The organism is Clostridium sardiniense (assembly GCF_050584765.1).
GTDB lineage: Bacteria > Bacillota > Clostridia > Clostridiales > Clostridiaceae > Clostridium > Clostridium sardiniense_A.
Map to the genome: position 1 here is coordinate 555,707 of NZ_JBNOOR010000001.1, position 23,185 is coordinate 578,891.

The 23,185-nt window shown below is 29.1% G+C and carries 19 protein-coding genes; 17 read left to right on the plus strand and 2 right to left on the minus strand.

The genetic code is table 11. The annotated features are described in order from the left end of the window. Window positions 1–73: 73 nt before the first annotated feature. Together ACQPUW_RS02755 and ACQPUW_RS02760 are read left to right on the plus strand one after the other, a co-directional pair. Window positions 74–766, plus strand: coding sequence for an iron-sulfur cluster assembly scaffold protein (locus ACQPUW_RS02755; protein ID WP_430835978.1), 693 nt, complete (start codon window positions 74–76; stop codon window positions 764–766). A 31-nt stretch (window positions 767–797) separates the two neighbouring features. Next, window positions 798–1,799, plus strand: coding sequence for a GGGtGRT protein (locus tag ACQPUW_RS02760; RefSeq protein ID WP_430835979.1), 1,002 nt, complete (start codon window positions 798–800; stop codon window positions 1,797–1,799). A 316-nt stretch (window positions 1,800–2,115) separates the two neighbouring features. On the opposite strand, the gene ACQPUW_RS02765 is transcribed toward ACQPUW_RS02760, so the two are convergent. Continuing rightward, on the minus strand, window positions 2,116–4,491 hold the full coding sequence (locus ACQPUW_RS02765) for a discoidin domain-containing protein (RefSeq protein ID WP_430835980.1): 2,376 nt from the start codon (window positions 4,489–4,491) through the stop codon (window positions 2,116–2,118). A 406-nt stretch (window positions 4,492–4,897) separates the two neighbouring features. Here ACQPUW_RS02765 and ACQPUW_RS02770 point away from each other — a divergent pair, with 406 nt between their 5' ends. The 10 genes from ACQPUW_RS02770 (at window position 4,898) to ACQPUW_RS02815 (ending at window position 15,563) form a co-directional block, all read left to right on the plus strand. Next, a complete protein-coding gene (locus ACQPUW_RS02770) occupies window positions 4,898–6,211 on the plus strand; it encodes a hemolysin family protein (RefSeq protein ID WP_430835981.1) in 1,314 nt (437 codons plus the stop codon). Window positions 6,212–6,445: 234 nt separating this feature from the next. Next, window positions 6,446–7,768 carry an NCS2 family permease gene (locus tag ACQPUW_RS02775; RefSeq protein WP_430835982.1) on the plus strand — a complete coding sequence of 441 codons (1,323 nt, stop codon included), beginning with the start codon at window positions 6,446–6,448 and terminating at the stop codon, window positions 7,766–7,768. A gap of 325 nt (window positions 7,769–8,093) precedes the next feature. Then, complete coding sequence (locus ACQPUW_RS02780) at window positions 8,094–9,524, plus strand: amino acid permease (RefSeq protein WP_430835983.1); 1,431 nt, start codon at window positions 8,094–8,096, stop codon at window positions 9,522–9,524. Between the two features lie 165 nt (window positions 9,525–9,689). Then, a complete protein-coding gene (locus ACQPUW_RS02785) occupies window positions 9,690–10,022 on the plus strand; it encodes a hypothetical protein (protein WP_430835984.1) in 333 nt (110 codons plus the stop codon). A 42-nt stretch (window positions 10,023–10,064) separates the two neighbouring features. Then, the gene (locus ACQPUW_RS02790; protein ID WP_204595135.1) at window positions 10,065–10,949 is read left to right on the plus strand and encodes a LysR family transcriptional regulator; all 885 of its coding nucleotides are present in this window, start codon (window positions 10,065–10,067) and stop codon (window positions 10,947–10,949) included. 136 nt (window positions 10,950–11,085) lie between these two features. Next, complete coding sequence (locus ACQPUW_RS02795; RefSeq protein WP_430835985.1) at window positions 11,086–12,294, plus strand: NADP-dependent isocitrate dehydrogenase; 1,209 nt, start codon at window positions 11,086–11,088, stop codon at window positions 12,292–12,294. A 398-nt stretch (window positions 12,295–12,692) separates the two neighbouring features. Next, on the plus strand, window positions 12,693–13,004 hold the full coding sequence (locus tag ACQPUW_RS02800; protein WP_430835986.1) for a hypothetical protein: 312 nt from the start codon (window positions 12,693–12,695) through the stop codon (window positions 13,002–13,004). Between the two features lie 297 nt (window positions 13,005–13,301). Next, window positions 13,302–14,654, plus strand: a complete 1,353-nt coding sequence (locus tag ACQPUW_RS02805) for a PTS sugar transporter subunit IIC (protein WP_430835987.1) — start codon at window positions 13,302–13,304, stop codon at window positions 14,652–14,654. A 159-nt stretch (window positions 14,655–14,813) separates the two neighbouring features. Next, window positions 14,814–15,299 carry a DUF3284 domain-containing protein gene (locus tag ACQPUW_RS02810; RefSeq protein WP_430835988.1) on the plus strand — a complete coding sequence of 162 codons (486 nt, stop codon included), beginning with the start codon at window positions 14,814–14,816 and terminating at the stop codon, window positions 15,297–15,299. A gap of 36 nt (window positions 15,300–15,335) precedes the next feature. Further along, window positions 15,336–15,563, plus strand: a complete 228-nt coding sequence (locus tag ACQPUW_RS02815) for a hypothetical protein (RefSeq protein WP_430835989.1) — start codon at window positions 15,336–15,338, stop codon at window positions 15,561–15,563. 49 nt (window positions 15,564–15,612) lie between these two features. On the opposite strand, the gene ACQPUW_RS02820 is transcribed toward ACQPUW_RS02815, so the two are convergent. Continuing rightward, a complete protein-coding gene (locus ACQPUW_RS02820; protein ID WP_430835990.1) occupies window positions 15,613–16,848 on the minus strand; it encodes an aminopeptidase in 1,236 nt (411 codons plus the stop codon). A gap of 171 nt (window positions 16,849–17,019) precedes the next feature. On the opposite strand from ACQPUW_RS02820, the gene glsA reads away from it, so the two are divergent. The 5 genes from glsA (at window position 17,020) to ACQPUW_RS02845 (ending at window position 22,999) form a co-directional block, all read left to right on the plus strand. Further along, window positions 17,020–17,937: a glutaminase A gene (glsA, locus tag ACQPUW_RS02825; RefSeq protein WP_430835991.1), complete on the plus strand. Its 918-nt coding sequence runs from the start codon at window positions 17,020–17,022 to the stop codon at window positions 17,935–17,937. A gap of 107 nt (window positions 17,938–18,044) precedes the next feature. Continuing rightward, complete coding sequence (gene polA / locus ACQPUW_RS02830) at window positions 18,045–20,636, plus strand: DNA polymerase I (protein WP_430835992.1); 2,592 nt, start codon at window positions 18,045–18,047, stop codon at window positions 20,634–20,636. An 18-nt stretch (window positions 20,637–20,654) separates the two neighbouring features. After that, complete coding sequence (gene coaE, locus ACQPUW_RS02835; protein ID WP_430835993.1) at window positions 20,655–21,254, plus strand: dephospho-CoA kinase; 600 nt, start codon at window positions 20,655–20,657, stop codon at window positions 21,252–21,254. Window positions 21,255–21,295: 41 nt separating this feature from the next. Beyond that, entirely contained in the window at window positions 21,296–21,811 is a 516-nt protein-coding gene (locus ACQPUW_RS02840) for a lytic transglycosylase domain-containing protein (protein ID WP_430835994.1), read from the plus strand. Window positions 21,812–21,874: 63 nt separating this feature from the next. Further along, window positions 21,875–22,999, plus strand: a complete 1,125-nt coding sequence (locus ACQPUW_RS02845) for a glycosyl hydrolase family 8 (protein WP_430835995.1) — start codon at window positions 21,875–21,877, stop codon at window positions 22,997–22,999. Window positions 23,000–23,185: the final 186 nt, after the last annotated feature.

Sequence of the window (23,185 nt, forward strand, 5' to 3'; positions counted from 1 at the left end):
CTAGAAATGTAAACTAAGTTTTTGTACATAAAAACGGTTTATAATCTAATAATTAGGGAGGAGAAATTAGAATATGATGTATTCAACAGAAGTTCAAGAAATGTGTGTAATCGCTAAAGGACCTAACCACGGACCAGCACCAATTCCTGTAGAAGGAAAATGGGTTTTAGCTAAAGAAGTAAAAGATATCTCAGGTCTTACTCACGGAGTAGGTTGGTGTGCACCTCAACAAGGAGCATGTAAGCTTACATTAAACGTTAAAGATGGAATAATAGAAGAGGCATTAGTAGAAACAATAGGATGTTCAGGTATGACTCACTCAGCTGCTATGGCTTCAGAAATATTACCTGGAAAGACTATATTAGAAGCATTAAACACAGACTTAGTTTGTGATGCTATAAACACTGCAATGAGAGAATTATTCTTACAAATCGTATACGGAAGATCTCAAACTGCATTCTCAGAAGGTGGACTACCTATAGGAGCTGGACTTGAAGATTTAGGAAAAGGTCTTAGATCACAAGTTGGTACTATGTACGGAACAGTTGCAAAGGGACCAAGATACCTTGAAATGGCAGAAGGATATGTAACAGAAGTTGCTTTAGATGAAGATAATGAAATTATCGGATATAAATTCGTTCACTTAGGTAAAATGATGGAATTCGTTGCTAAGGGAATGAGTGCTAACGAAGCAATGGAAAAAGCAGCAGGACAATACGGAAGAGTAGAAGACGCTGTTAAATTAGTAGATCCAAGACACGCATAATTTAAATTAATTTGTAAGGAGGAATTTAATCATGGCATTATTTGAAAGTTATGAAAGAAGAATAGATCAAATCGTTCCAGTTCTTAATAAGTACGGAATGCAAAAAATAGAAGATGCTAAGGCTATCTGTGACGAAGTAGGAATAGATCCATACACAATTGCAAAGGAAACTCAACCAATCGCATTCGAAAATGCTGGATGGGCTTACACTTTAGGAGCTGCTATAGCTATAAAGAAAGGTTGTGTAAAAGCTGCTGATGCTGCTGAAGCAATCGGAGAAGGATTACAAGCTTTCTGTATCCCAGGTTCAGTTGCTGATGACAGAAAAGTTGGACTAGGACACGGAAACTTAGGAGCTATGCTTTTAAGAGAAGAAACTGAATGTTTCGCTTTCTTAGCAGGACACGAAAGTTTCGCTGCAGCAGAAGGTGCTATTAAAATAGCTGAAAAAGCTAACAAAGTAAGAAAACAACCATTAAGAGTTATCTTAAACGGTCTTGGAAAAGACGCTGCTATGGTAATCTCAAGAATCAATGGATTCACTTATGTTGAAACAGCATTTGATTTCTACACTTCAGAATTAAAAGTAGTAAGAGAAAAAGCTTACTCAAACGGACCAAGAGCAAAGGTTAGATGTTACGGCGCTAACGATGTTAGAGAAGGTGTTGCTATAATGCACTCAGAAGGTGTTGACGTATCAATCACTGGTAACTCAACTAACCCAACAAGATTCCAACATCCAGTTGCTGGAACTTACAAAAAAGAATGTGTAAATGCTGGTAAGAAGTATTTCTCAGTTGCATCAGGTGGTGGTACTGGAAGAACTCTTCACCCAGATAACATGGCTGCAGGTCCAGCTTCATACGGTATGACTGATACTATGGGAAGAATGCACTCAGATGCACAATTCGCAGGATCATCATCAGTTCCAGCTCACGTTGAAATGATGGGTCTTATCGGAATGGGTAACAACCCAATGGTAGGAGCTACTGTTGCTGTAGCTGTTGCTGTAGAAGAAGCAATGAGCAAATAGTTTAAAGCTTGTTTAGATTATAAATAGTTTTAATTAAAGACTAATAGGATATGTTATCCTATTAGTCTTTTTGTTTTCAAAGATTTACATATAATTTTCATATTTTAAATAAAATGTTAGTATAAATAGTGTAAAATTAGACAGAATTAGTAGTGTAATCTATTATAAAGCGTAATAGGAATTTCCTAGCGTAATTTATATAGATTTTTAAAGAGGATTGTTTAATACAGTTCTCTTTAATATCGTGTAAATTAATAAATTTATAAAATAAGCAGGTAGTTTTATAAGCTACCTGCTTTAAAAATATCAATGAATATTAATTTGTATATAAATTAAGTTCAGCTGCTGAAGCAAATCCACCAACACCATTAACTACTTCGAATTTTACATATCTAGATTTAGTCTTATCGAAAGTTACTGATTGAGCTTTTTTATCGTTATACTTCCATGTACCACTAGCCACTTTCGTAAAGTTAACTCCATCTATGCTTGTATATATATTATACTCTTTAACATTACCATTAACACCAGTATCTTGCCTTGGAAGATAAGTTAATTTTGAAATATCATATTCTTTATTAAGTTTTATAGTTAGATAAGGTACTTTATCGCTTCTGTCCCATTTTGTGTGCCAGAAAGACTTCACATTACCATCAATAGCATTTTTAGCGGCTTGGCCTCCATTATCTTGTTCACTTGAATATGAAACAAGTTCCATTTCGGAATGAGGAATAAACCCAGCTATCATTTTATTTTCAGTATAAACTAATTTAGTAGGTTCACTTGAAAGCTTTGTGCCAGTTGCAGCCATACGTACTAATAAAGTTAAGTTTTTACTTAAATCAGGTAGGTTACTACCATCGTACTTAGTCCAAGTAGCTCCATTATCTATTGAAAACTCCATATTTTTATCTATGCCAAAAATTAAATTCTCAGAATCATTTTCAGAAACGTTTATTTTATCTCCCTTTTGAATAGGAATTAAAACAGGTGTTTTTGCACCTTTAACTTTTAAAAGAATCCCATTTTCTGATGTTATAGAATCAAGTTCAGATTTACTTAATTTCATAGATGGCTCAGTAGGTGTTTTATAAGTTTTACCCCCATCTAAGCTATATTCTGTATCTAGTTCTATACCCTCAAGTTTTTCAGTATTTTTGCCATCAAAACTAAATGAGGCTAAATATAACCCGTTACTTTCCATATCATTTAAAAAATCTTTAGCAATTGCTTTTGCATCATTATCTTTAGAAGACTCTAAAGCAGTTTTATAATAAACTATATATTCATTAAGTTCTTTTCGATCATTATTAATTACCTTATCCTTAATTTTAGATAGAAGATCAACCATTGGTTTTGGGTAGTTATTAAATGTCTTCAATATATCTGCATTTACGTTTCTATAATCATCAGTTGTAGTATTAGGGTCATTTAACATAGCATTTATTTTATCTTTCCATGCAGCATAATCAAGAGGTGAAATTTTTATTGCTTCATCAAGTAATTTCATAGATGATGTTTTAGAAGTAGAGATATTTGCAAGCCATCTAAATTCCTCTGCCTTAGAAAGAGATTCTTTATTTTTATCAGCATCTTCAAATAAAATATTATAAGAAGTATTATATCCTTTAGAACCCTTAGACCAATCATTTAATGTAGCACCACTTGATTTAGGCCATCCTGAAATATTATATGTTATTTGCCATTTATCATTTGAATTTAGGTATATCATTGCGCAATGACCAGGTTGTCCTACAGGACTTGAAGGTACACCGAATGCTTTAGAAGTCATTGATCCAAAATAAGAAATAGATCCACAAACGCCACCGTAATCTAAGACTGTTTTAAAAGTAGGGTGATCTCCATAAAATCCTGGACCAAAGATACTTTTACCTTCTGGATTTTTGTCAGTATATTTAATACTCCAAACAATGCTTGAAATTTTGTCTTGACTTAATAAGTCTGGATGTTCCTCTTTTATATATTGTCTAACCCAAAGTATGTCAGAATCAGTTATTTTTGCATCAATAACTTTTCTTAAATGTGTTACATTAAGAGTTTTAAATACAGGAAACATTTCATCTTTATCATTTAATGATTCAAATAATTCATAACGTTTAACTGGATCAATCTTTTGAGTGCTATCTAGCCAGAAAGTTATTGGCTTAGAATGTTCTAATGATGTTGCTATTGCTAGCTTAAGATTAAATCCATCTCTTGAAGTTTTATCATTATTCCATATTTTTGACCAAATCCTAAGAGCATCTATATTTTTCTCTGAAGCAGGTTCTCCACCTTGAAGGTATAAGGTTAATGCTTTAGGACTTCCTATAAGCCAGTTTATAAAGTTTTGTTGATCTTGGTTTTCATTATAAAAATTAGTTAATTCTGATGCACCGACTCTTGATATAAATTCTCTTAACGGTAAATAATTTTTAACAATATCGTTATTTATAATGGAATCTAAATCAGAGTCAGAAGTTTTTTCTATGATTTGATTTAAGGCTTCATTTGTATCAGTTAATTGTTTAGAAAAAGAACCTGTGTTATTTACTTTATTTACAGATATGTCAATTGAAGCATTAGACGAATTAAGTGAAGTATTAGTTGAAGCGAATGCTTTATTTATAGGTGTAGCCGATGATATAACCATTGCTACCATTAGAGTGAAAAGTATCTTTTTTGTTTTCATTTTTATGTCCCCCTAAAATTAATTATAATAAAAATTATAATTTAATTATAGTTTTTATTATAATTATTTGTCTATTAATATTAAAGGAAAATAACGTTTGGATATGTTAATTTTAATAGAACATTGTTACTAAAAATACAAAAATTAAGCTAAAAAATCATGAAAAATTTTGATATATATATGAAGGAATAGAAAGAATATTTATGTATAAATATGAAAGTGTTTATTCATAATTAATATCAAGTTAGTATTGTAGTATGGACTAAAAGGTTAATTCTATACTTTACAGGAATGATTATTTAAATGGGTAGAATACATTAGTTAATTTGCTTAGAATAAACAATTGTATTTTCTAAAAAATTATGATAATATCAATTTATTATACATTTTTAGGAGGAATAAAAACATGTTAGAACCCGAGCCGGGAAGTATTATACCCCAGTTAATATTAGTACTCATTTTGACAGGAGTAAATGCATTTTTCTCATCAGCAGAGATGGCAATAGTATCAGTAAATAAGAATAGGATAAAGGTGCTTGCTGAAGAAGGAAATAAGAAAGCAAAATTATTAGAAAAAGTAATGAAGGATCAAGGTAATTTTTTAGCTACTATACAAGTTGGAATAACTCTTGCAGGATTCTTCTCAAGTGCATCTGCAGCAACAGGAATTTCAGTTATAGTTTCAGAAAAACTAAGTACATTTAATATACCTTATACAAAGCAGATATCACTTATTATTGTAACAATAGCAATTTCTTATTTAACACTTGTTTTAGGAGAGCTTGTTCCAAAAAGAATAGCCCTTCAAAGAAAGGAAAAAATAGCATTATCATCAGTTAAAATAATTTATTTAACTTCAATAATAGCAAAACCATTCATAAAAATTTTATCTCTATCAACTTCACTTATATTAAAACTTATAAGATTTAATGAAAATGGAATTGAAGATAAGGTATCTAAAGAAGAGATACAAGCCTTGATTTCAGAAGGAGAAGCTGAAGGTGCTATAGATGAAGATGAAAAGGACATGCTTAATGGTATTTTTGAATTCAATGACAGATTATCTAAAGAGATAATGACATCTAGAAAAGATACGTATTTTATAGATATATCAGATAATATAGATGAATATTTAGATGATTTAGTAAATTGCCCATATTCAAGAATTCCGGTATATGAAGATGAAGTAGATAATGTAATAGGAGTACTTTATATTAAAGACTTTTTTGTTGAGGCAAGAAAAGTTGGCTTTGAAAATGTTAATGTACGAGAAATTCTTCATAAGCCATATTTCGTTCCAGAAACTAAGAGGATTAATGAACTTTTCAAAGAGTTACAAGCTAATAGAAATCATATGGCAATTTTAATTGATGAGTATGGTGGATTTTCAGGTGTTGTAACTATGGAAGATTTAATTGAAGAGGTTATGGGAGATATAGATGATGAGTATGATATATCTGAACCGGAGATTAAAAAGATAGATAATAATAAGTACTTAGTAAAGGGTACAATTAATATTGATGACTTTAATGGAGAATTTGATTCTAACATAGAAGAAAATGATTGTGATACATTAGGTGGATATATAATTACTCAAATTGGTGAGATACCAAAAGAAGATCTAAAGTTTGATTTTACTATTGGAAATCTTAAAATTAAAGTAATTAAAATCATGGATAGAAGAATTGAAGATATTGAAGTTACATTAATAAATAGATAAAAATAAATATTTAGAAGATTTGGTTAATCTAGAGTTAATTGTCTAGATTAGCCTTTTTTATTGCACATATACGAATTATGAAACTAAGTTTAATGTTTGAATATTCGTATTTTAAATAAAAATACATAAAAAAATTCGAAAAATTTTAAAAATATTCGTATAAGGGGTAGAAATTTGGCGAAAAATAATATATTATAGTTCTCGGACGAAAAATATTAATGAAAGAGTGATAAAATGAGAAACTTCTTCAAAAAAGATGGATTACTTGATAACTATTTTGAAATAACAAAAAATGGTTCTAATCCAAAGAGAGAAATTGTTGCAGGACTTACAACATTTATGACAATGGCGTACATATTAATTGTTAACCCATCAATACTAGCAGCAGCTGGAATGGATCAAGGAGCAGTTTTTACTGCAACAGCACTTTCAGCATTTGTAGCAACATTACTTACAGGAATTTATGCTAAGCTTCCATTTGCTCAAGCACCAGGAATGGGATTGAATGCATTCTTTGCATATACAGTAGTGCTTCAAATGGGATACTCATATCAATTTGCATTAACTGCCGTATTCTTAGAAGGTATTATATTTATATTATTAACATTATTTAATGTTAGAGAAGCAATTGTTGATTCAATACCAGATTGTATAAAAAAAGGTATATCAGTTGGTATTGGACTTTTAATAGCACTTATAGGTTTAGAAGGAGCTGGTATTGTAATTCATCCAGCAGATGGTGGAACTATATTATCTCTAGGTAAGTTAACTAGCGGCCAAGGATTGCTTGCTATAATAGGATTAATTATAACAGCAATTCTTTTAGCTAGAAAAGTTAAAGGAGCACTTTTCTTTGGGATGGTGATTACTGCAATAATTGGTATTCCATTTGGAATAACTCCAATGCCAACGTCACTAATGAGTGCACCACCATCAATTAGTTCAGTTCTTTTTAATTTTGAATGGCACAACATATTCTCAATGGATATGGTAATAGTATTATTTACACTATTATTTATGGATCTATTTGATACAATAGGAACTTTAGTTGGAGTTGCAACTAAAGCAAAAATGCTTGATGAAAACGGAAAGGTTCCAAATATAAAGAAGGCATTATTATCAGATGCTATAGGTACAACTTTTGGAGCTTGCGTTGGAACAAGTACAGTAAGTACTTTCGTAGAAAGTGCTGCAGGTGTAGCAGAAGGTGGAAGAACAGGATTAACAGCTGTTTCAACTGCAATAATGTTTGCATTATCATTATTCTTTGCACCAATATTTGCATCAATTACGCCAGCAGTTACTGCATCTGCATTAATTTTAGTTGGATTATTTATGATTGAACCAATTAGAGAAATAAACTTAGAAGATTATACAGAATCTATACCAGCATTTTTAACTATGATAATGATGCCATTTTCATATAGTATTTCAGATGGTATTATATTTGGTGTAATTTCATACATATTACTTAAATTATTTACAGGTAAAGTGAAAGAAATAAGTATAACTACAGTAATTATTGGATTTATATTTATGCTGAAATTCTTAATATAATATAAATTGCTATTTTATTTACTTAGGGATCATAAGAAATATTTAATAAAATATTTTTAACCACAAGTTAATAAAATAGCTTTTTTATTTAAAAAAATATATTATTCATAACTTTATATAATTGATTGTTTATTAAAAATATATAATAACCACTGTCGATTTATTAATGACAAGTCTTTAATTATAATAAATGAATACGATGAAGAAAATTATAGAGTAATGAAGCAAGATGTGAAATTTGTCGTATTATTAGAAGTTTGATATAATGTATAAGTATTTTTATACTTAATAAGCTAAGAAATGACAGAAAGAGAGCGGGATAACTATGGCAGATGATAGTAAAAAATTAAGGTGGTATAATCTTGCGATGATGGCCTTTGTATCAGTTTGGGGATTTGGTAATGTTGTTAACAACTTTGCTAACCAAGGATTACAAGTTATTGTATCATGGGTTCTTATCATAGGATTATATTTTGTACCATACGCTTTAATGGTTGGAGAACTAGGATCAGTTTTCAAAGATGGTAAAGCAGGAGTTAGTACATGGATTAGAGAAACTAAAGGAACAACATTAGCATACTTTGCAGGTTGGACTTATTGGGTTGTTCATATCCCTTATTTAGCTCAAAAGCCACAAACTTTATTAGTAGCTTTAGGATGGGCAGTACAAGGAAATGGAGATTTTGTAAAATCAATGGATCCATTATATGCACAGCTTATTACTTTAGCAATATTCTTATTCTTCTTATGGGTAGCATCAAGAGGAATGACTTCACTTAAAACTATAGGAACAATTGCAGGGGTTGCAACATTTGTAATGTCATTACTTTATATAGTATTAATGATAGCTGCACCAGCAATAAGAGGAGTTCATATAGCAACTACTAATATAAGTTGGGATACAATAGTTCCAAACTTTAATTTCACATATTTTACAACTATTGCAATGCTAGTATTCTCAGTTGGTGGAGCTGAAAAGATTTCACCATATGTAAATAACACTAAAAATGCTAGTAAAGAGTTCCCATTAGGAATGATAATACTTGCAATTATGGTTACAATATCAGCAATATTAGGATCTTTTGCAATGGGAATGATGTTTAATGCAAATGATATACCACAAGATCTTATGATGAATGGTCAATATTATGCATTCCAAAAACTTGGTGAGTATTATGGAATAGGAAATACATTCTTATTTATATATGCATTAGCAAATGCATTAGCACAAATTTCAGCATTAATATTCTCAATTGATGCTCCACTTAAAGTGTTACTTGCAGATACTGATGATAATTTTGTACCTAGAGGATTAACAAAAACAAATTCACATGGTGCTCCAATTAGAGGATATTTAATGACAGCTATACTAGTTAGTATATTAATTATTGTTCCAGCACTTGGAATTGGTAATGTTAATGAGATATACAACTGGTTATTAAGATTAAATGCGGTTGTAATGCCACTTAGATATCTTTGGGTATTCTTAGCATTTATATTACTTAAGAAAGCTGGAGATAAATTTAAAGCTGATTACAAGTTCTTAAAGAACGATAAGCTTGCATTAGGTGTAGGTGTATGGTGTTTTGCATTTACAGCGATAGCTTGTATCTTAGGAATGGCACCACAAGGTGTTGATACCTTCACTGGTGGATGGTGGTTCCAACTAATACTTAATGTTGCAACACCATTTATACTAATTGGTCTTGGATTTATACTTCCAAAGATAGCAAAGAAAGAAAAAAAATCAGCTTAAAATATTTAAAGTAGCACTTACTTAGTAAGTGCTACTTTTCACATTTAAGGTAAATATAGTAGGATATATTTCTATTGTTAATAAAATTGCAAGATAAATATCTTTATAACTTAACAATTAAATTGTATAATAGTACAAAATGATACTTTAAAAAGGAATGAGAATATGAATAGAAATTTTAAGATAGCAATGTACCTTATAATAACTATAGTAATAATTGGATTAGTTGCTTCAGCATTCATAATGATATTACCTTATGTAATCATAGCAGCAGTAGTACTATGGGGTATATTTAAAATTAGAGGATATTTTAATAAAAAGAAATATAAAAAAGATAACGAAAATTATAGTGAAACATATACTTATAGAAGCTCAAATGATGAGACTAGCAAATATGAAAGTGATGAGGCTAGCCAATATGAAAGTAATGATGATGATTTTGATACATCAAAAGCAATTGATGTTGATTACGAAGAAGTAGATAAAGATAAAAAATAGGCTATGGTATTACCATGGCTTATTTGACTTTGAGGTGAAGGTATGAATTTTAGAAAGTTAAGAATATTTTATGAGACGGCTATTAATTTGAATATGACAAAGGTTGCAAAATCTCTTTACATAAGTCAGCCATCTGTAAGTCAAGCAATTCAAGAGTTAGAAGAAGAACTTGGAGTAAAGGTTTTTGATAGAATAGGTAAAAGACTAAGTCTTACATATGAGGGTGAAGTTTATTTTAATTATGTTAGAAGAATACTTAATTTATACGATGAAGGTATCGAGAATATTAAAAAAATTAATAATAAAGAGCAAGGTAGAATAGTAATAGGAGCTAGTACAACTATAGGTATATATATATTACCTGATATAATTAAAGATTTTGTATCAGTAAATAAAGGTATAGAAATATCTCTTATAATAGAGAATACAAAGAATATCGAGAAGATGATTCTTCAAAATAAAATTGACTTTGCTTTTGTTGAAGGAAAAGTACATTCTGAAGAAATAATATATGAGAAGATATGGGAAGATGAACTTGTGTTTATAGAGCCATATGCACATGAATGGACTAATAAAACCTTTATAAATAAAGAAGATGTGTCAAAAGAAAAATTTATTATGAGAGAAAATGGCAGTGGAACTAGAGAAATAGTTGAAGGGTACTTAAAAGATAAAGGAATAGAATATGAAGTATTTATGGAACTTGGTAGTACAGAAGCTATTAAAAGAAGTGTAGAGGCAGGTCTTGGAATTGGATGTGTATCTAATCAGTGTATTAGAGAAGAAATAAAGATGGATAAGATTAGCAAAGTAACATTTAATGAAGATAGAATAAAGAGAGATTTATTGCTTATTGTACATAAAGACAAATTTATAAGTAATAATATGAAAGAATTTATAGAAGAAGCTCAAAAGTTTGAATGTTAAACAAAAATAGCATGAGAGTAAGTTAAGTAGACTTACTTCCATACTATTTTTTTATTTCATAAAATTGATTTAATATTTTCGATAATGTATAATTATCCTAAAAATGTTATAAAAGTTAATAAAAGGGGGCAAGTTTATGACAAAAATAAAAATGAAAACTCCATTAGTTGAAATGAATGGAGATGAAATGACAAGGATTCTATGGGGCTATATTAAAGAGGAATTAATCAATCCTTTTGTTGAATTAAAAAGCGAGTATTATGATTTGGGGTTAGAAGTTAGGGATGAAACAGATGATAAGGTAACAATTGAGGCGGCGGAAGCTATTAAAAAATATGGAGTAGGAGTTAAGTGTGCAACAATAACTCCAAATAGTGATAGAGTAAAAGAATACAACCTAAAAGAGATGTGGAAAAGTCCAAATGGAACAATAAGATCAATTCTTGATGGAACAGTCTTTAGAGCTCCAATATGTGTAGATTCAATAGAACCTTGCGTTAGGAATTGGATAAAGCCTATAACAATAGCTAGACATGCTTATGGAGACATTTATAAAGATTCAGAGATGAAGATTGAAGAAAAGGGTAGGTGTGAATTAGTATTCACTGATGATATAGGAAATGAAAGAAGACAACTAATTCATAACTTTGATGGAGACGGAATAGTTCTTGGAATGTATAATTTAAAGTCATCTATAGAAAGTTTCGCAAGAAGTTGTTTTAATTTTGCATTAGATACAAAACAAGATTTATGGTTCTCAAGTAAAGATACTATTTCAAAAACATATGATCATACATTTAAGGATATTTTCAAAGAAATATATGAAAATGAATATAAAAATAAGTTTGAAGAAGAAGGAATAGAATACTTTTATACTTTAATTGATGATGCAGTAGCAAGGATAATAAAATCAGAAGGTGGAATGATTTGGGCTTGCAAAAATTATGATGGAGATGTAATGAGCGATATGGTAGCAACAGCATTTGGATCTCTTGCTATGATGACCTCTGTTTTAGTTTCGCCAGATGGGAATTATGAATATGAAGCAGCACATGGAACTGTTCAAAGACATTATTATAGACATTTAAGAGGAGAAGAGACATCAACTAATTCAATTGCAACTATATTTGCTTGGACAGGAGCTTTAAGAAAAAGAGGAGAGCTTGATTCTATTAATGATCTTATAAGATTTTCAAATATTCTAGAAAAAGTGACTTTAGATACAATTAGAGAAGGAACAATGACTAAAGATCTTGCACTAATTACAAAAAATAAAGATATAAAGGTTGTTAATAGTTTTGATTTTATAAAAAGTGTTAGAGAAAGATTAGAAAAGGAACTTTAGTTTATTATAGTCTAACTTACAAATTGTAGGTTAGACTAAAAATATTATTAAAAGTAGTGATAAATTATATAGATAAGCATAAAATATACAGAGATTCTACATGTTGCATATAAAAAGTTTACAAAAATGAATAAAAATTTATAATTTGTTCAATAAAGCATTTACAAAATAGGGTGAATTATGTAAAATTATGAATATAAGGACAAAGGATCTTAGAAATAAATAAAAAATTTAAAAAGATAAAATTAAAAAAATTATTAATAAATAATGTTAAAAATTAACAAAAAGATATACACCTTATTAATATTATGATAAAATTGTAAATAATAACAAAATTATCTAATATGGTTTATTTATTAAGCAATACTTAAGTTTATAAATAGAATGGGGATGGAAATATGAATAAGGTGTTAGTTTTATCAAAAGGGACAAGTCAATCAAAATCATTTGAAAGAGTTATAGTTGAGCATACTAAAAAAGAAAATTTATTAATCGAATGGATATTTACAAATGATTCTAATATGAAAGATTACCTAAACGATGAAGATATAGCAGTTACTCTAATATCACCAGAGATGATGCTTGTGGAGGATAAATTAAAGGCTGAATTGGATAGTAAAAGTTTACCATATATAGTTTTAAAACCAGTTGATTTTGGGCTAAAAAGAGTAGAAAAGGTATTACCATTATTAGAGCCATATTTTAATTAAGTTTTAGTAAAAATTAGATTAAGAGATCTTTGTTAAATTTATTTGCAAAGACTTTATTATATATATAAAGTAATAAAATTTTATAGGGTGAAAATTATAGGAATTATATTTAGGCTTATATAATAAATTTATTATATAAGTAATGTAAAAGATTACAAATGATCTTTTACACATAAAGGGTTTAAAAATTAAAGTAGTTATGTATATTTTCTAATGCTTAAATGATTTGACGACACTCTAATCATTAAGAAAGGAAATATTCATATAAATATTATTAATTTTTGAGGGGGAACCGAAATGGGATTTATGGACAGATTTGCTACTTGGCTTGAAAAAGTTATGATGCCGATTGCATCAAAGTTAGGTAGCCAAAAACACTTAGCTGCGCTAAGAGATGGATTTATTGCTTACTTACCAATTTCTTTAATTGGAGCTTTTGGAACTATGTTCCTAAACGTTTTACTAAAACCGGACTCATTAGTTGGAAAAAAATTAAATGAAATGGATGCATGGGCATCTTCAGTACAGCCTGTTATTGATAAGTATATATCACCTGTATTTAATGGTATGTGGTGGGGAACGCTTGCAATGACAACAATTTTCTTACTTATAACTGTTGCTTATGCATATTGTAGATCACAAGATGTTGATCCATTAGCTGGAGCTACTGTAGCAGTTGCTGCATACTTAGCTATGGTACCAGATACTTTAAAAGGTGTTATTGTAAATGTTAATGATGTTGAACATGCTGTAGACATTTGGGGAAATATATCCTGGGGATCATTTAACTCAACTGCTATGTTTGCAGGACTTGTTGTTGCTCTATTATCAGCACAATTATTCTGTTATCTTACTAAAAAAGGCTGGGTTATTAAAATGCCTGATCAAGTACCACCAGCTGTTTCAAGAGCATTTTCAGCTGTTATACCAGCTATAGTAACTGTATTTGTATTTGCACTTATTTCAATGTTGTTTATTGCAGTTATTGGAGTAGATTATAAAACTTGGATTGATAAAACAATACAAGAACCTTTAACTAAGTTTGGACAATCACCATTCGCTTATATCGGATTAATTACATTATCACAATTCTTCTGGTTCTTCGGATTACATGGTCTAAACATGGTAGAACCAGCTCTTAATACTATGTATTTACCAACATTAAATGCTAATATAGAAGCAGTTAACCAGGGTAAAGAGGCTATACACATATTTACTAGAAACTTTGTTGACGTATACGCTATGCCAGGCGGATCAGGTGGTACTTTAGCATTACTTTTAGCTATATTTATATTCTCTAAGAGACAAGAAAGTAGAGAACTGGCTAAATTAGCAATTGTACCAGGTGTATTCCAAATTAATGAACCAGTTATATTTGGTTTACCAATAGTATTAAATCCAATTTACTTCATTCCATTTGCTATAATACCAGGTATATTATGTACTATAGCATATTTTGCAACGCAAGCTGGACTGGTATCTAAGATAAGTGCATTTATTCCATGGACTTGTCCACCAATACTGTCAGCATTCTTAGCAACTAATGGAGATTTTAGAGCTACACTTTTAGCATTATTACTATTTATACTTGCACTAGTAATATGGGCTCCATTTGTTATAGCCGCAAATAAAATTGGAAATAACGAATAATAAAATTAATTTAATGAGAAGTGCATAAGCTTTAAGCTTATGCCTTCTTTAAATTATAAAGTTAAAAAACTCTTATTGAAGATTATAACGATATTATATAATATTATAAATAAAGGAGTATTGTAGTATAATTTTAGACTTTAACTTGGGAGGAAAATTATGAGTTTTAAAAATACAGTAGAGTTAAATTATCCAGTAGAGGAAGTATTCAATATATTTATAAAGACAGCTAAAAGGGATTTCCCAAAATTTAATGAAAAGAATCCAATCGGATGTGCAGTTACGAAAAAGACAGGTGCATATTCTAATAAGAAAGTTGATATAAGAGTTGAGATAACAGATTTTAAAAAAAATGAACTTTATCAAATAACATCTGTTAGAGATAAAATGATGTTTGTTTCAACATATACTTTTGAGAAAATAGAAGATAATAAAACTTTATTTTCATTAGAAGAAAGTGATAATACAACAGGAATATTTGGAACTATAAACGCATTTATTCAAAACTTCTTATTTAAAAAGAGAATAAAGAAAAGATTTTCTTTCTTGGTTGATGGACTTGAAAATGAGATAAAAAACTTTAGAGAAAAGGTAGAATATCATTCAAAGCCAAAAGAAGATAAAGATAAGATTAGCGTAGAATAAAATTAAAATAGTATAAAAATTCTCTAGAGAGGTAGTATGGATATAAAAAATTATTTGAAGTATTATAAGATGATAGAAGATATTAAAAAGGATAAAACCACCGTTACATTTAAGCTTAATGGTTCTAGTGATAAAGCTTATAATGTTAAATTAGAAGGTGGAAAGATACCAAATGGGGAAATTATTGAAGAAACTTCAAACAATTTAAAAGACTTACTTAATAGAGTATATAAAAATTATAATATATTAAAGAAAAAGCTGTAAGACTTGTATTCTTACAGCTTTTTAATTTTATAGGCATAATAAGTTGATTTTAGAAAGTAAAATTACCATCTTTAAATACTTGAACTTCTTTTCCATCTGCAGTTATACCTAATATATCTAGATCTTTTGAACCAATCATAAAATCTACATGAGTTAATGACACGTTTGAGGAAGCCTTAATAAGTTCTGCATCATTCATATCTTCGCCACCTTTTATGCATGAAGGATAAGCTTTACCAACAGCTAAATGACATGATGCATTTTCATCAAATAAAGTATTATAGAATAATATATTTGAATTTGAAATTGGTGAATCATATGGTACAAGAGCCACCTCACCTAAATATCTAGCTCCATCGTCAGTATCTAAAAGTTCTTTTAATGAATCGTAACCTTCCTCAGCAGTAAAATCTATAATTTTACCATCTTTAAAAGTGAAAGAGAAATTATTTATTAGATTACCACCATAATTAAGAGGCTTTGTAGAATGTACTATTCCATTTATTCCATCTCTTTTTGGTGTTGTAAATATTTCTTCAGTTGGCATGTTTGCAATAAATTCAACTGAGCCTTTAGTAAATTCTGAACCACCTGACCATATATGAGTTGGAGCAAGTTCTAGTTCTAAATCAGTACCTAAAGAATTTTTAAATATTAGCTTTTCAAAATTGTAATCTTGAAGAGTTTTTATATTTTCTTTTAATTTATTACAATGATCTTGCCATGCTTTATTTGGATCTTCAGAGTTTAATCTCATAACAGAGAAAATAGCATCCCATAATTTATTTATAGCTTCATCTTCAGAGACATCTTTAAAGACTTTAGTAGCCCATGCCTTAGTAGGAAGTGAAATAACGCACCAAGCATTTTCATTATTCATTAATTTATCAGAATAATTTCTAAGGGCAATATTTTTAGCTTTACTTGAACTACTTATTTTTTTAGAATCTATTCCCTTAAATAATGAAGGATCACTTGCTGAAATAGAGATAAAAGAAGCTCCATTATCGACGAAGTAATTGTATTTATCGATTTCATATTGAGGGACATTTGATAGTGTCTCAACTGTTGCATTCTCAAATCTTATTCTTGTAAACAGTTCATCAGAATAATTTATATATACATCTTTTGCACCAATTTTAAATGCTTCTTCTGCTAGAAGTCTTGCAAAGTTCGAACATTCTATTGGTGAGCTAATAAATAATAGTCTATCTTTTTGGAGATTAACACCTTTAGATACAACTAAATTAGCATATTTTTTTAATAAGTTTTCAAAGTTATTCATTTTAAGAACACCTCCTAAATTTTAAATATTATTTTACCATATAAAGTAAAGAATATGCAAAACAATGTGTAAATAAATAAGAAGTATATTTCTTGTAAGTAAACTTAATAAGTAATATAATATATTTACTTGAATTTGTTCAATTAAGTAAGAAGAATGGAGTGCTTTAACATGTTTGATATACTACAACGATTAGTAGATAAAAATAAAGTCTACGGCAAAGAAGGGAAGCTAGCTTCATATATTCCGGCATTATTAAAGGCAGATGTAAATGATTTAGGTATTGCAATAGTAAATTTAGATGGAGATGAATATTTCGCGGGAAATTGTGATGAAAAATTTACAATACAAAGTATTTCAAAAATAGTAGGTTTAATACTTGCGTTACAGGATAATGGAAAAGAAAATGTTTTTAAGAAAGTTAATGTTGAACCAACAGGTGAAGGATTTAACTCAATAGTTAAATTAGAGACAACTGAAACTGGTAGACCATACAATCCTATGATTAATGCAGGTGCAATAGTTACAACTTCTCTTATAAAAGGAAGAACAGAAGAGGAGAAACTAAAAAAGCTTATAGATTTTATGAAAAAAGCTACAAATAATCCTAATATAACTATAAACGAAGAAGTTTATATATCAGAAAAATTAACGGGAAATAGAAATAGAGCATTAGCGTATTTTATGAAAAGTAGCGGAATACTAGATGGGAATGTTGAAGAAGTTTTAGATCTTTACTTTAGACAATGCTCTATAGAAGCAAATGCAAAGGATTTGGCTAGGCTCGGAGCGGTTCTTGCAAATGATGGGATTATACCATGGAGCGGTGAAAAATTAATTGATAAAGAAATCTGCAAAATAGTTAAGTCTATAATGGTTACTTGTGGCATGTATGATGCTTCAGGAGAATTTGCAGTAAGAATAGGAATACCAGCTAAAAGCGGAGTTGGTGGAGGAATTCTTGCGTCAGTTCCTAAGACTATGGGAATTGGAGTATATGGTCCGGCCTTAGATGAAAAGGGAAATAGTATAGCTGGACTTAAAGTATTGCAAGATCTATCTAGAGAACTAGATCTTAGCATTTTTTAATATCTATGTTACTTTTGTTATAATTTGAAGTGTTATAATGAAGCATCTAGGATATAATTATAAATGTAATCACAGAAACGAGCTTAAGGCTTAGATAGGGAGGAACTATGAAAAAGTTACTTATATTAGATTCAAACTCACTTATGAATAGAGCCTTTTATGCATTACCACCTCTTACAAATAGTGAAGGGGTTCACACTAATGCAATATATGGTTTTACAAATATGTTATTAAAAATGAAGGATGATATAAATCCAGATTATATAGTTGCAACTTTTGATAAAAAAGCACCAACTTTTAGGCATAAAGAATATGGGGATTATAAAGCTGGAAGAAAGAAAATGCCAGAAGAGCTTGCAGAGCAATTCCCATTAATTAAAGAATTATTAGCTTTACTTGGCATAAAGATATATGAATTAGATGGATTCGAAGCTGATGATATAATTGGTACAACAGCTAAGGTAGCAGCAGATGAAGGGATGGAAGTTTATGTTGTTACAGGAGATAAGGATGCCCTTCAACTTGCAGATGAAAATATAAATGTTGTAATTACTAAAAAGGGAGTATCAGAAACAGCTGAATATAATAAAGAATCATTTATTGAAGAATTTGGAGTTACTCCAACACAATTTATTGATGTTAAGGGACTAATGGGAGATAAATCAGACAATATACCAGGTGTTCCAGGAGTTGGAGAAAAGACTGCATATAAATTAATAAAAGAGTATGGTTCAGTTGAGGAAGTGCTTAAAAATATTGATAATATAAGCGGTAAGAAGCTAAAAGAAAATCTTGAAACTTATAGTGAACAAGCAATATTTAGTAAAAAACTTGCTACAATAATGACTGAAGTTCCAATAGATAATTTAATGGAAGATATAAGCACTGAAAATATAATTAATAAAGAAGGATTAAAAGAGTTATTAATAAAGCTTCAAATGAAATCTTCTCTTGTAAAATTTATAGGGGAAGAAGAAAAAGTAGAAGTAAATACTAAAGAGATAGAGTCTTTAGATAGTCTAAAAGAATTATTAAAAGAAGATAAAACTTACTACATAGCTTATTTAATAGAGGAAGCTGCTTTAAACTCAAAAAGAAAGTTAAAAAAATTATATTTCGGTGAAGATAATAATGGAGTATCATTTGATTTCGAAGAGAGTATAAAAAAGGATGAAAAGGAAACTTTAAGAGTATTAAAATCTTTCTTTGAAGATAAAAATAAGAAAAAAGTAATACATGATGCTAAAACATTAATTAAAATATTAAGTAGAATGGATATAAAAATTGAAAGTTTTAATTTTGATACAGCAATAGCTGCATACATTATAGATTCTTCAAAGGGACAATATCCATTAAATGAAGTTATAGCAACATATATTGGTGATGAAATTAAAAAAGGTGAAGAAGGATTAATAGAAGGGGTAAGCTATATGCATGCCTTATATAAAGTTCTTAAAGATAAGATAAAGAATGAAGATATGGAAGAACTTTATTATAATGTAGAACATCCATTAATAGCTGTACTTGCAGATATGGAAGAAGAAGGCTTTAAAGTTGATGAGAATATTTTAGATGAACTTGCAGTAAAATTTAAAAAGGAAATTGAAGTAGTTCAAAATGAAATTTATACTCTTGCTGATGAAGAATTTAATATAAATTCACCAAAGCAACTTGGTAAAATTTTATTTGAAAAGCTAGACCTTCCTGTTATAAAGAAAACTAAAACTGGATATTCAACTAACGTAGATGTTTTAGATAAATTAAGAGATAAGCATCCTATAATAGATAAAATAACTTATTATAGACAGATGACTAAAATTAATTCTACTTATGTAGAAGGAATGAAAGCTTTAATAGATATAGATGGTTCAATTCATACTAGCTTTAATCAAACTGTAACAACTACAGGAAGATTATCAAGTACAGAACCAAACCTTCAAAATATTCCTATTAGATATGAAATGGGAAGAGAGATAAGAAAGATTTTCATAACTAAAGAAAAGTCAGATAAGCTTTTATCTGCCGATTATTCACAAATAGAACTTAGAGTTTTAGCTCATATAAGTGGAGATGAAAATATGATAAATGCCTTCAAGCATCATAGCGATATCCACACAAAAACAGCTTCAGAAGTATTCAATGTACCAATAGATGAAGTAACACCTTTAATGCGTTCAAGCGCAAAGGCAGTTAATTTTGGGATTGTATATGGAATAAGTGATTTTTCACTTGCACAAGACCTTGGAATTACTAAAAAAGAAGCTTCAGAATATATGAGTATTTACTTTGATAGATATCCTAAAATAAAGGAATACTTAGACAACATAATAAAAGACTCTAAGGAAACTGGTTATGTAACTACAATCTTAAATAGAAAAAGATTTATACCAGAAATCAAATCATCAAATAAGATTGTTAAAGCATTAGGAGAAAGACTTGCTATGAATGCGCCAATTCAAGGGAGTGCAGCAGATATAATAAAAATAGCAATGATTAATGTATTTAATAGACTTAAGAAAGAAAATCTAAGAAGTACACTAATACTTCAAGTACATGATGAACTTATACTAAATGTAGAAGAAGATGAATTTGATATAGTAGAAAAATTAGTAAAAGAAGAGATGGAAAATGTTTATAAACTTAGTGTGCCACTAGATGTAGATGTGAATTTCGGTGATACATGGTATAGCACTAAGTAAAGGAGGACATGGTTTAACATGATAAGAATTGGGCTTACTGGTGGAATTGGTACAGGAAAAAGCACAATATCTTTAATGCTTAAAGAAGCTAAATTTAAAGTGATTGATGCCGATATTGTTGCAAAGGACGTTTTAGTAAAATATCCTGAGATATTAGATAAAGTTAGAGTAGAATTTGGGGAAGGTTTCTTTGATTGGCGAGGAGACTTTAGAAGGAAGGAATTTGGTAATCATATATTTAGATTTCCAAAGCAAAGGATAAAATATGAAAATATCATACTTCCTTATATAAAAAGCGAAATAATGAATAATATAGAAAAGCTTCAAAGTGAAGGGGAAAAAATAGTAATTGTAGATGCTCCTACATTAATAGAGACAAAGCTTCATGATGAGATGGATTATGTTATACTGGTTACGGCAGATAGTTCAACTCAACTTCAAAGACTGAAAGCTAGAGATAAATTAAGTAATAATGATGCATTAAATAGGATAAATGCTCAAATGACTCTAGAAAAAAAGAAGGACTTTGCAAATATAATAATAGATAATAATAAAGATCTATTATATGCTAAGGAGCAGGTAGACGACTTTATAGATTTTATAAATAAAGTAATTTAACAAGGAGCTTTAGGATGAAGTTTAAAAAAGTGATAATCTTGTTGATTATTATAGTAGTAGCATTAGTAGGAATAAAATTTGGAGTTAAAAAATATGCTTTTCCATATAAGCATAAAGAGGTTATTGATAAATATAGTAAAGAATATAACTTAGATCCGTTATTTGTGTTATCTATAATTAAAGCTGAAAGTAAATTTAATCCAAATGCCCATTCACATAAAGATGCTTATGGATTAATGCAAATTACTGAAAGCACTGGGAAATGGATTGCAGAACAAATGGAAATGAAAAATTATTCAACTGATATGCTTTATAATGAAGAAACAAATATAAAAATGGGATGTTGGTATTTAAATAACTTAAATAAAGAATTTGGGGATAGAGATTTAGTAATATCAGCATATAATGCTGGAAGAGGTAATGTTAATAAGTGGCTTAAGGATCAAAACTATTCAAAGAATGGTAAAGACATTCATTACATACCATTCCCAGAGACTAAGAATTATGTAGATAAAGTAAATATCTACTATAAGGTTTATAAATATCTATATGAATAAAACATAGCTGATTATTTTTATAATCAGCTATATATTTTTAAGTAGAAGTAGGTGTATAAATTTGTGAAAAAGAAAAAAATATTTGATTATGGAATAGGATTTTTTATTTTATTAATTTTACTTATAATGGCAAAGATTGCAATGCCATATGTATTACCAGTTGATAGTGGAGTTACTTACAGTAATAATCCAGTTTCAGAAAGGGAAGGACTCCTTCTAAATTTTATAGATACAAAGCTCACTAATAAAGAGGGTGGGATAAAGACAAATTATAAAAATATAAAATCAGAGGGAGATATAACTAAAGGGGATGCTGTTTTATCTGAATCAGAGGGGATGATGCTATTATACTATCTAGAGAGAGATGATCAGGAATCATTTAATAAGACATTAAAGTATATTGAAGATTATATGATTTTACCAAATCATTTAGTCTCATGGAGAGTTACAGGAGCAGAAAAAACTAAAACATCAGCGACTATTGATGATTTAAGAATAGTAAAATCACTTCTTCTTGCTAATGAGAGGTGGGGTGACTTTAAATATAGAAAGCTTGCTATAAGTATTTCAAGGGCAATAAATGAAGATTTGTTAGATCAGAATTTATTAAGTGATTTTAATGATGGATACAATAAAAGTGATGTAACAACTCTTTGCTATATTGATCTTCCTACAATGAAATATTTAAGTAATATAGACTATAATTGGAAAAAGATATATGGCGCATCACTTAAATTATTAGATGGTGGATATATAAGTGATGAAGTACCATTATATAGAAAGTCTTACGATAGGAAGACTAGAAAGTATGATGATGAGAATGTTGATACACTTTTATCATTAATATGTATATTAAATAAAGCAGAGGTATCTCAAGATGTTTCAACTAGCGTAAATTGGCTTACTGAAAAATTAAAAAAGGATGGAGCAATTTATGCAACATATAATCCGAGCACAGGGAAAGAAACTTCTGATATACAGTCAACTTCTATATATGGACTATTAGTTAGAATAGGAAGCAAAACTGGAAATCAAGATCTATACAATATGGCATTAAAAAAACTTAAAGAGTTTCAGGTTATGGATAAAAATAGTGCCATATATGGTAGTTACGGTGATACAAAAACACTTCAAGTATATTCATTTGATAATTTAAATGCATTACTTGCATATAGAGATGTAAAGTAAATTATATAATAAATACCACATTAAGAGATATTAGCATTTCTTAATGTGGTATTTTGTTTTTAAATAACACATACTAACTAAGAAAAATAGACACAAAATGTAATTAAAAAATATAAAAATAAATAATGACTTTTAGTCATTATTTATGTTATAATCGTTACATTAATAAAATATAAAGAAAGGAAT

Bases quoted from the DNA above. Each gene is read 5' to 3' on its own strand.
- ACQPUW_RS02820 (WP_430835990.1), bottom strand. From the start codon at position 16,848: ATGAATAACTTTGAAAACTTATTAAAAAAATATGCTAATTTAGTTGTA.
- ACQPUW_RS02780 (WP_430835983.1), top strand. From the start codon at position 8,094: ATGGCAGATGATAGTAAAAAATTAAGGTGGTATAATCTTGCGATGATG.
- ACQPUW_RS02760 (WP_430835979.1), top strand. From the start codon at position 798: ATGGCATTATTTGAAAGTTATGAAAGAAGAATAGATCAAATCGTTCCA.
- ACQPUW_RS02785 (WP_430835984.1), top strand. From the start codon at position 9,690: ATGAATAGAAATTTTAAGATAGCAATGTACCTTATAATAACTATAGTA.
- coaE (WP_430835993.1), top strand. From the start codon at position 20,655: ATGATAAGAATTGGGCTTACTGGTGGAATTGGTACAGGAAAAAGCACA.
- ACQPUW_RS02805 (WP_430835987.1), top strand. From the start codon at position 13,302: ATGGGATTTATGGACAGATTTGCTACTTGGCTTGAAAAAGTTATGATG.
- ACQPUW_RS02770 (WP_430835981.1), top strand. From the start codon at position 4,898: ATGTTAGAACCCGAGCCGGGAAGTATTATACCCCAGTTAATATTAGTA.
- polA (WP_430835992.1), top strand. From the start codon at position 18,045: ATGAAAAAGTTACTTATATTAGATTCAAACTCACTTATGAATAGAGCC.
- ACQPUW_RS02800 (WP_430835986.1), top strand. From the start codon at position 12,693: ATGAATAAGGTGTTAGTTTTATCAAAAGGGACAAGTCAATCAAAATCA.
- ACQPUW_RS02790 (WP_204595135.1), top strand. From the start codon at position 10,065: ATGAATTTTAGAAAGTTAAGAATATTTTATGAGACGGCTATTAATTTG.
- ACQPUW_RS02775 (WP_430835982.1), top strand. From the start codon at position 6,446: ATGAGAAACTTCTTCAAAAAAGATGGATTACTTGATAACTATTTTGAA.
- ACQPUW_RS02795 (WP_430835985.1), top strand. From the start codon at position 11,086: ATGACAAAAATAAAAATGAAAACTCCATTAGTTGAAATGAATGGAGAT.
- ACQPUW_RS02815 (WP_430835989.1), top strand. From the start codon at position 15,336: ATGGATATAAAAAATTATTTGAAGTATTATAAGATGATAGAAGATATT.
- ACQPUW_RS02810 (WP_430835988.1), top strand. From the start codon at position 14,814: ATGAGTTTTAAAAATACAGTAGAGTTAAATTATCCAGTAGAGGAAGTA.
- ACQPUW_RS02765 (WP_430835980.1), bottom strand. From the start codon at position 4,491: ATGAAAACAAAAAAGATACTTTTCACTCTAATGGTAGCAATGGTTATA.
- glsA (WP_430835991.1), top strand. From the start codon at position 17,020: ATGTTTGATATACTACAACGATTAGTAGATAAAAATAAAGTCTACGGC.
- ACQPUW_RS02755 (WP_430835978.1), top strand. From the start codon at position 74: ATGATGTATTCAACAGAAGTTCAAGAAATGTGTGTAATCGCTAAAGGA.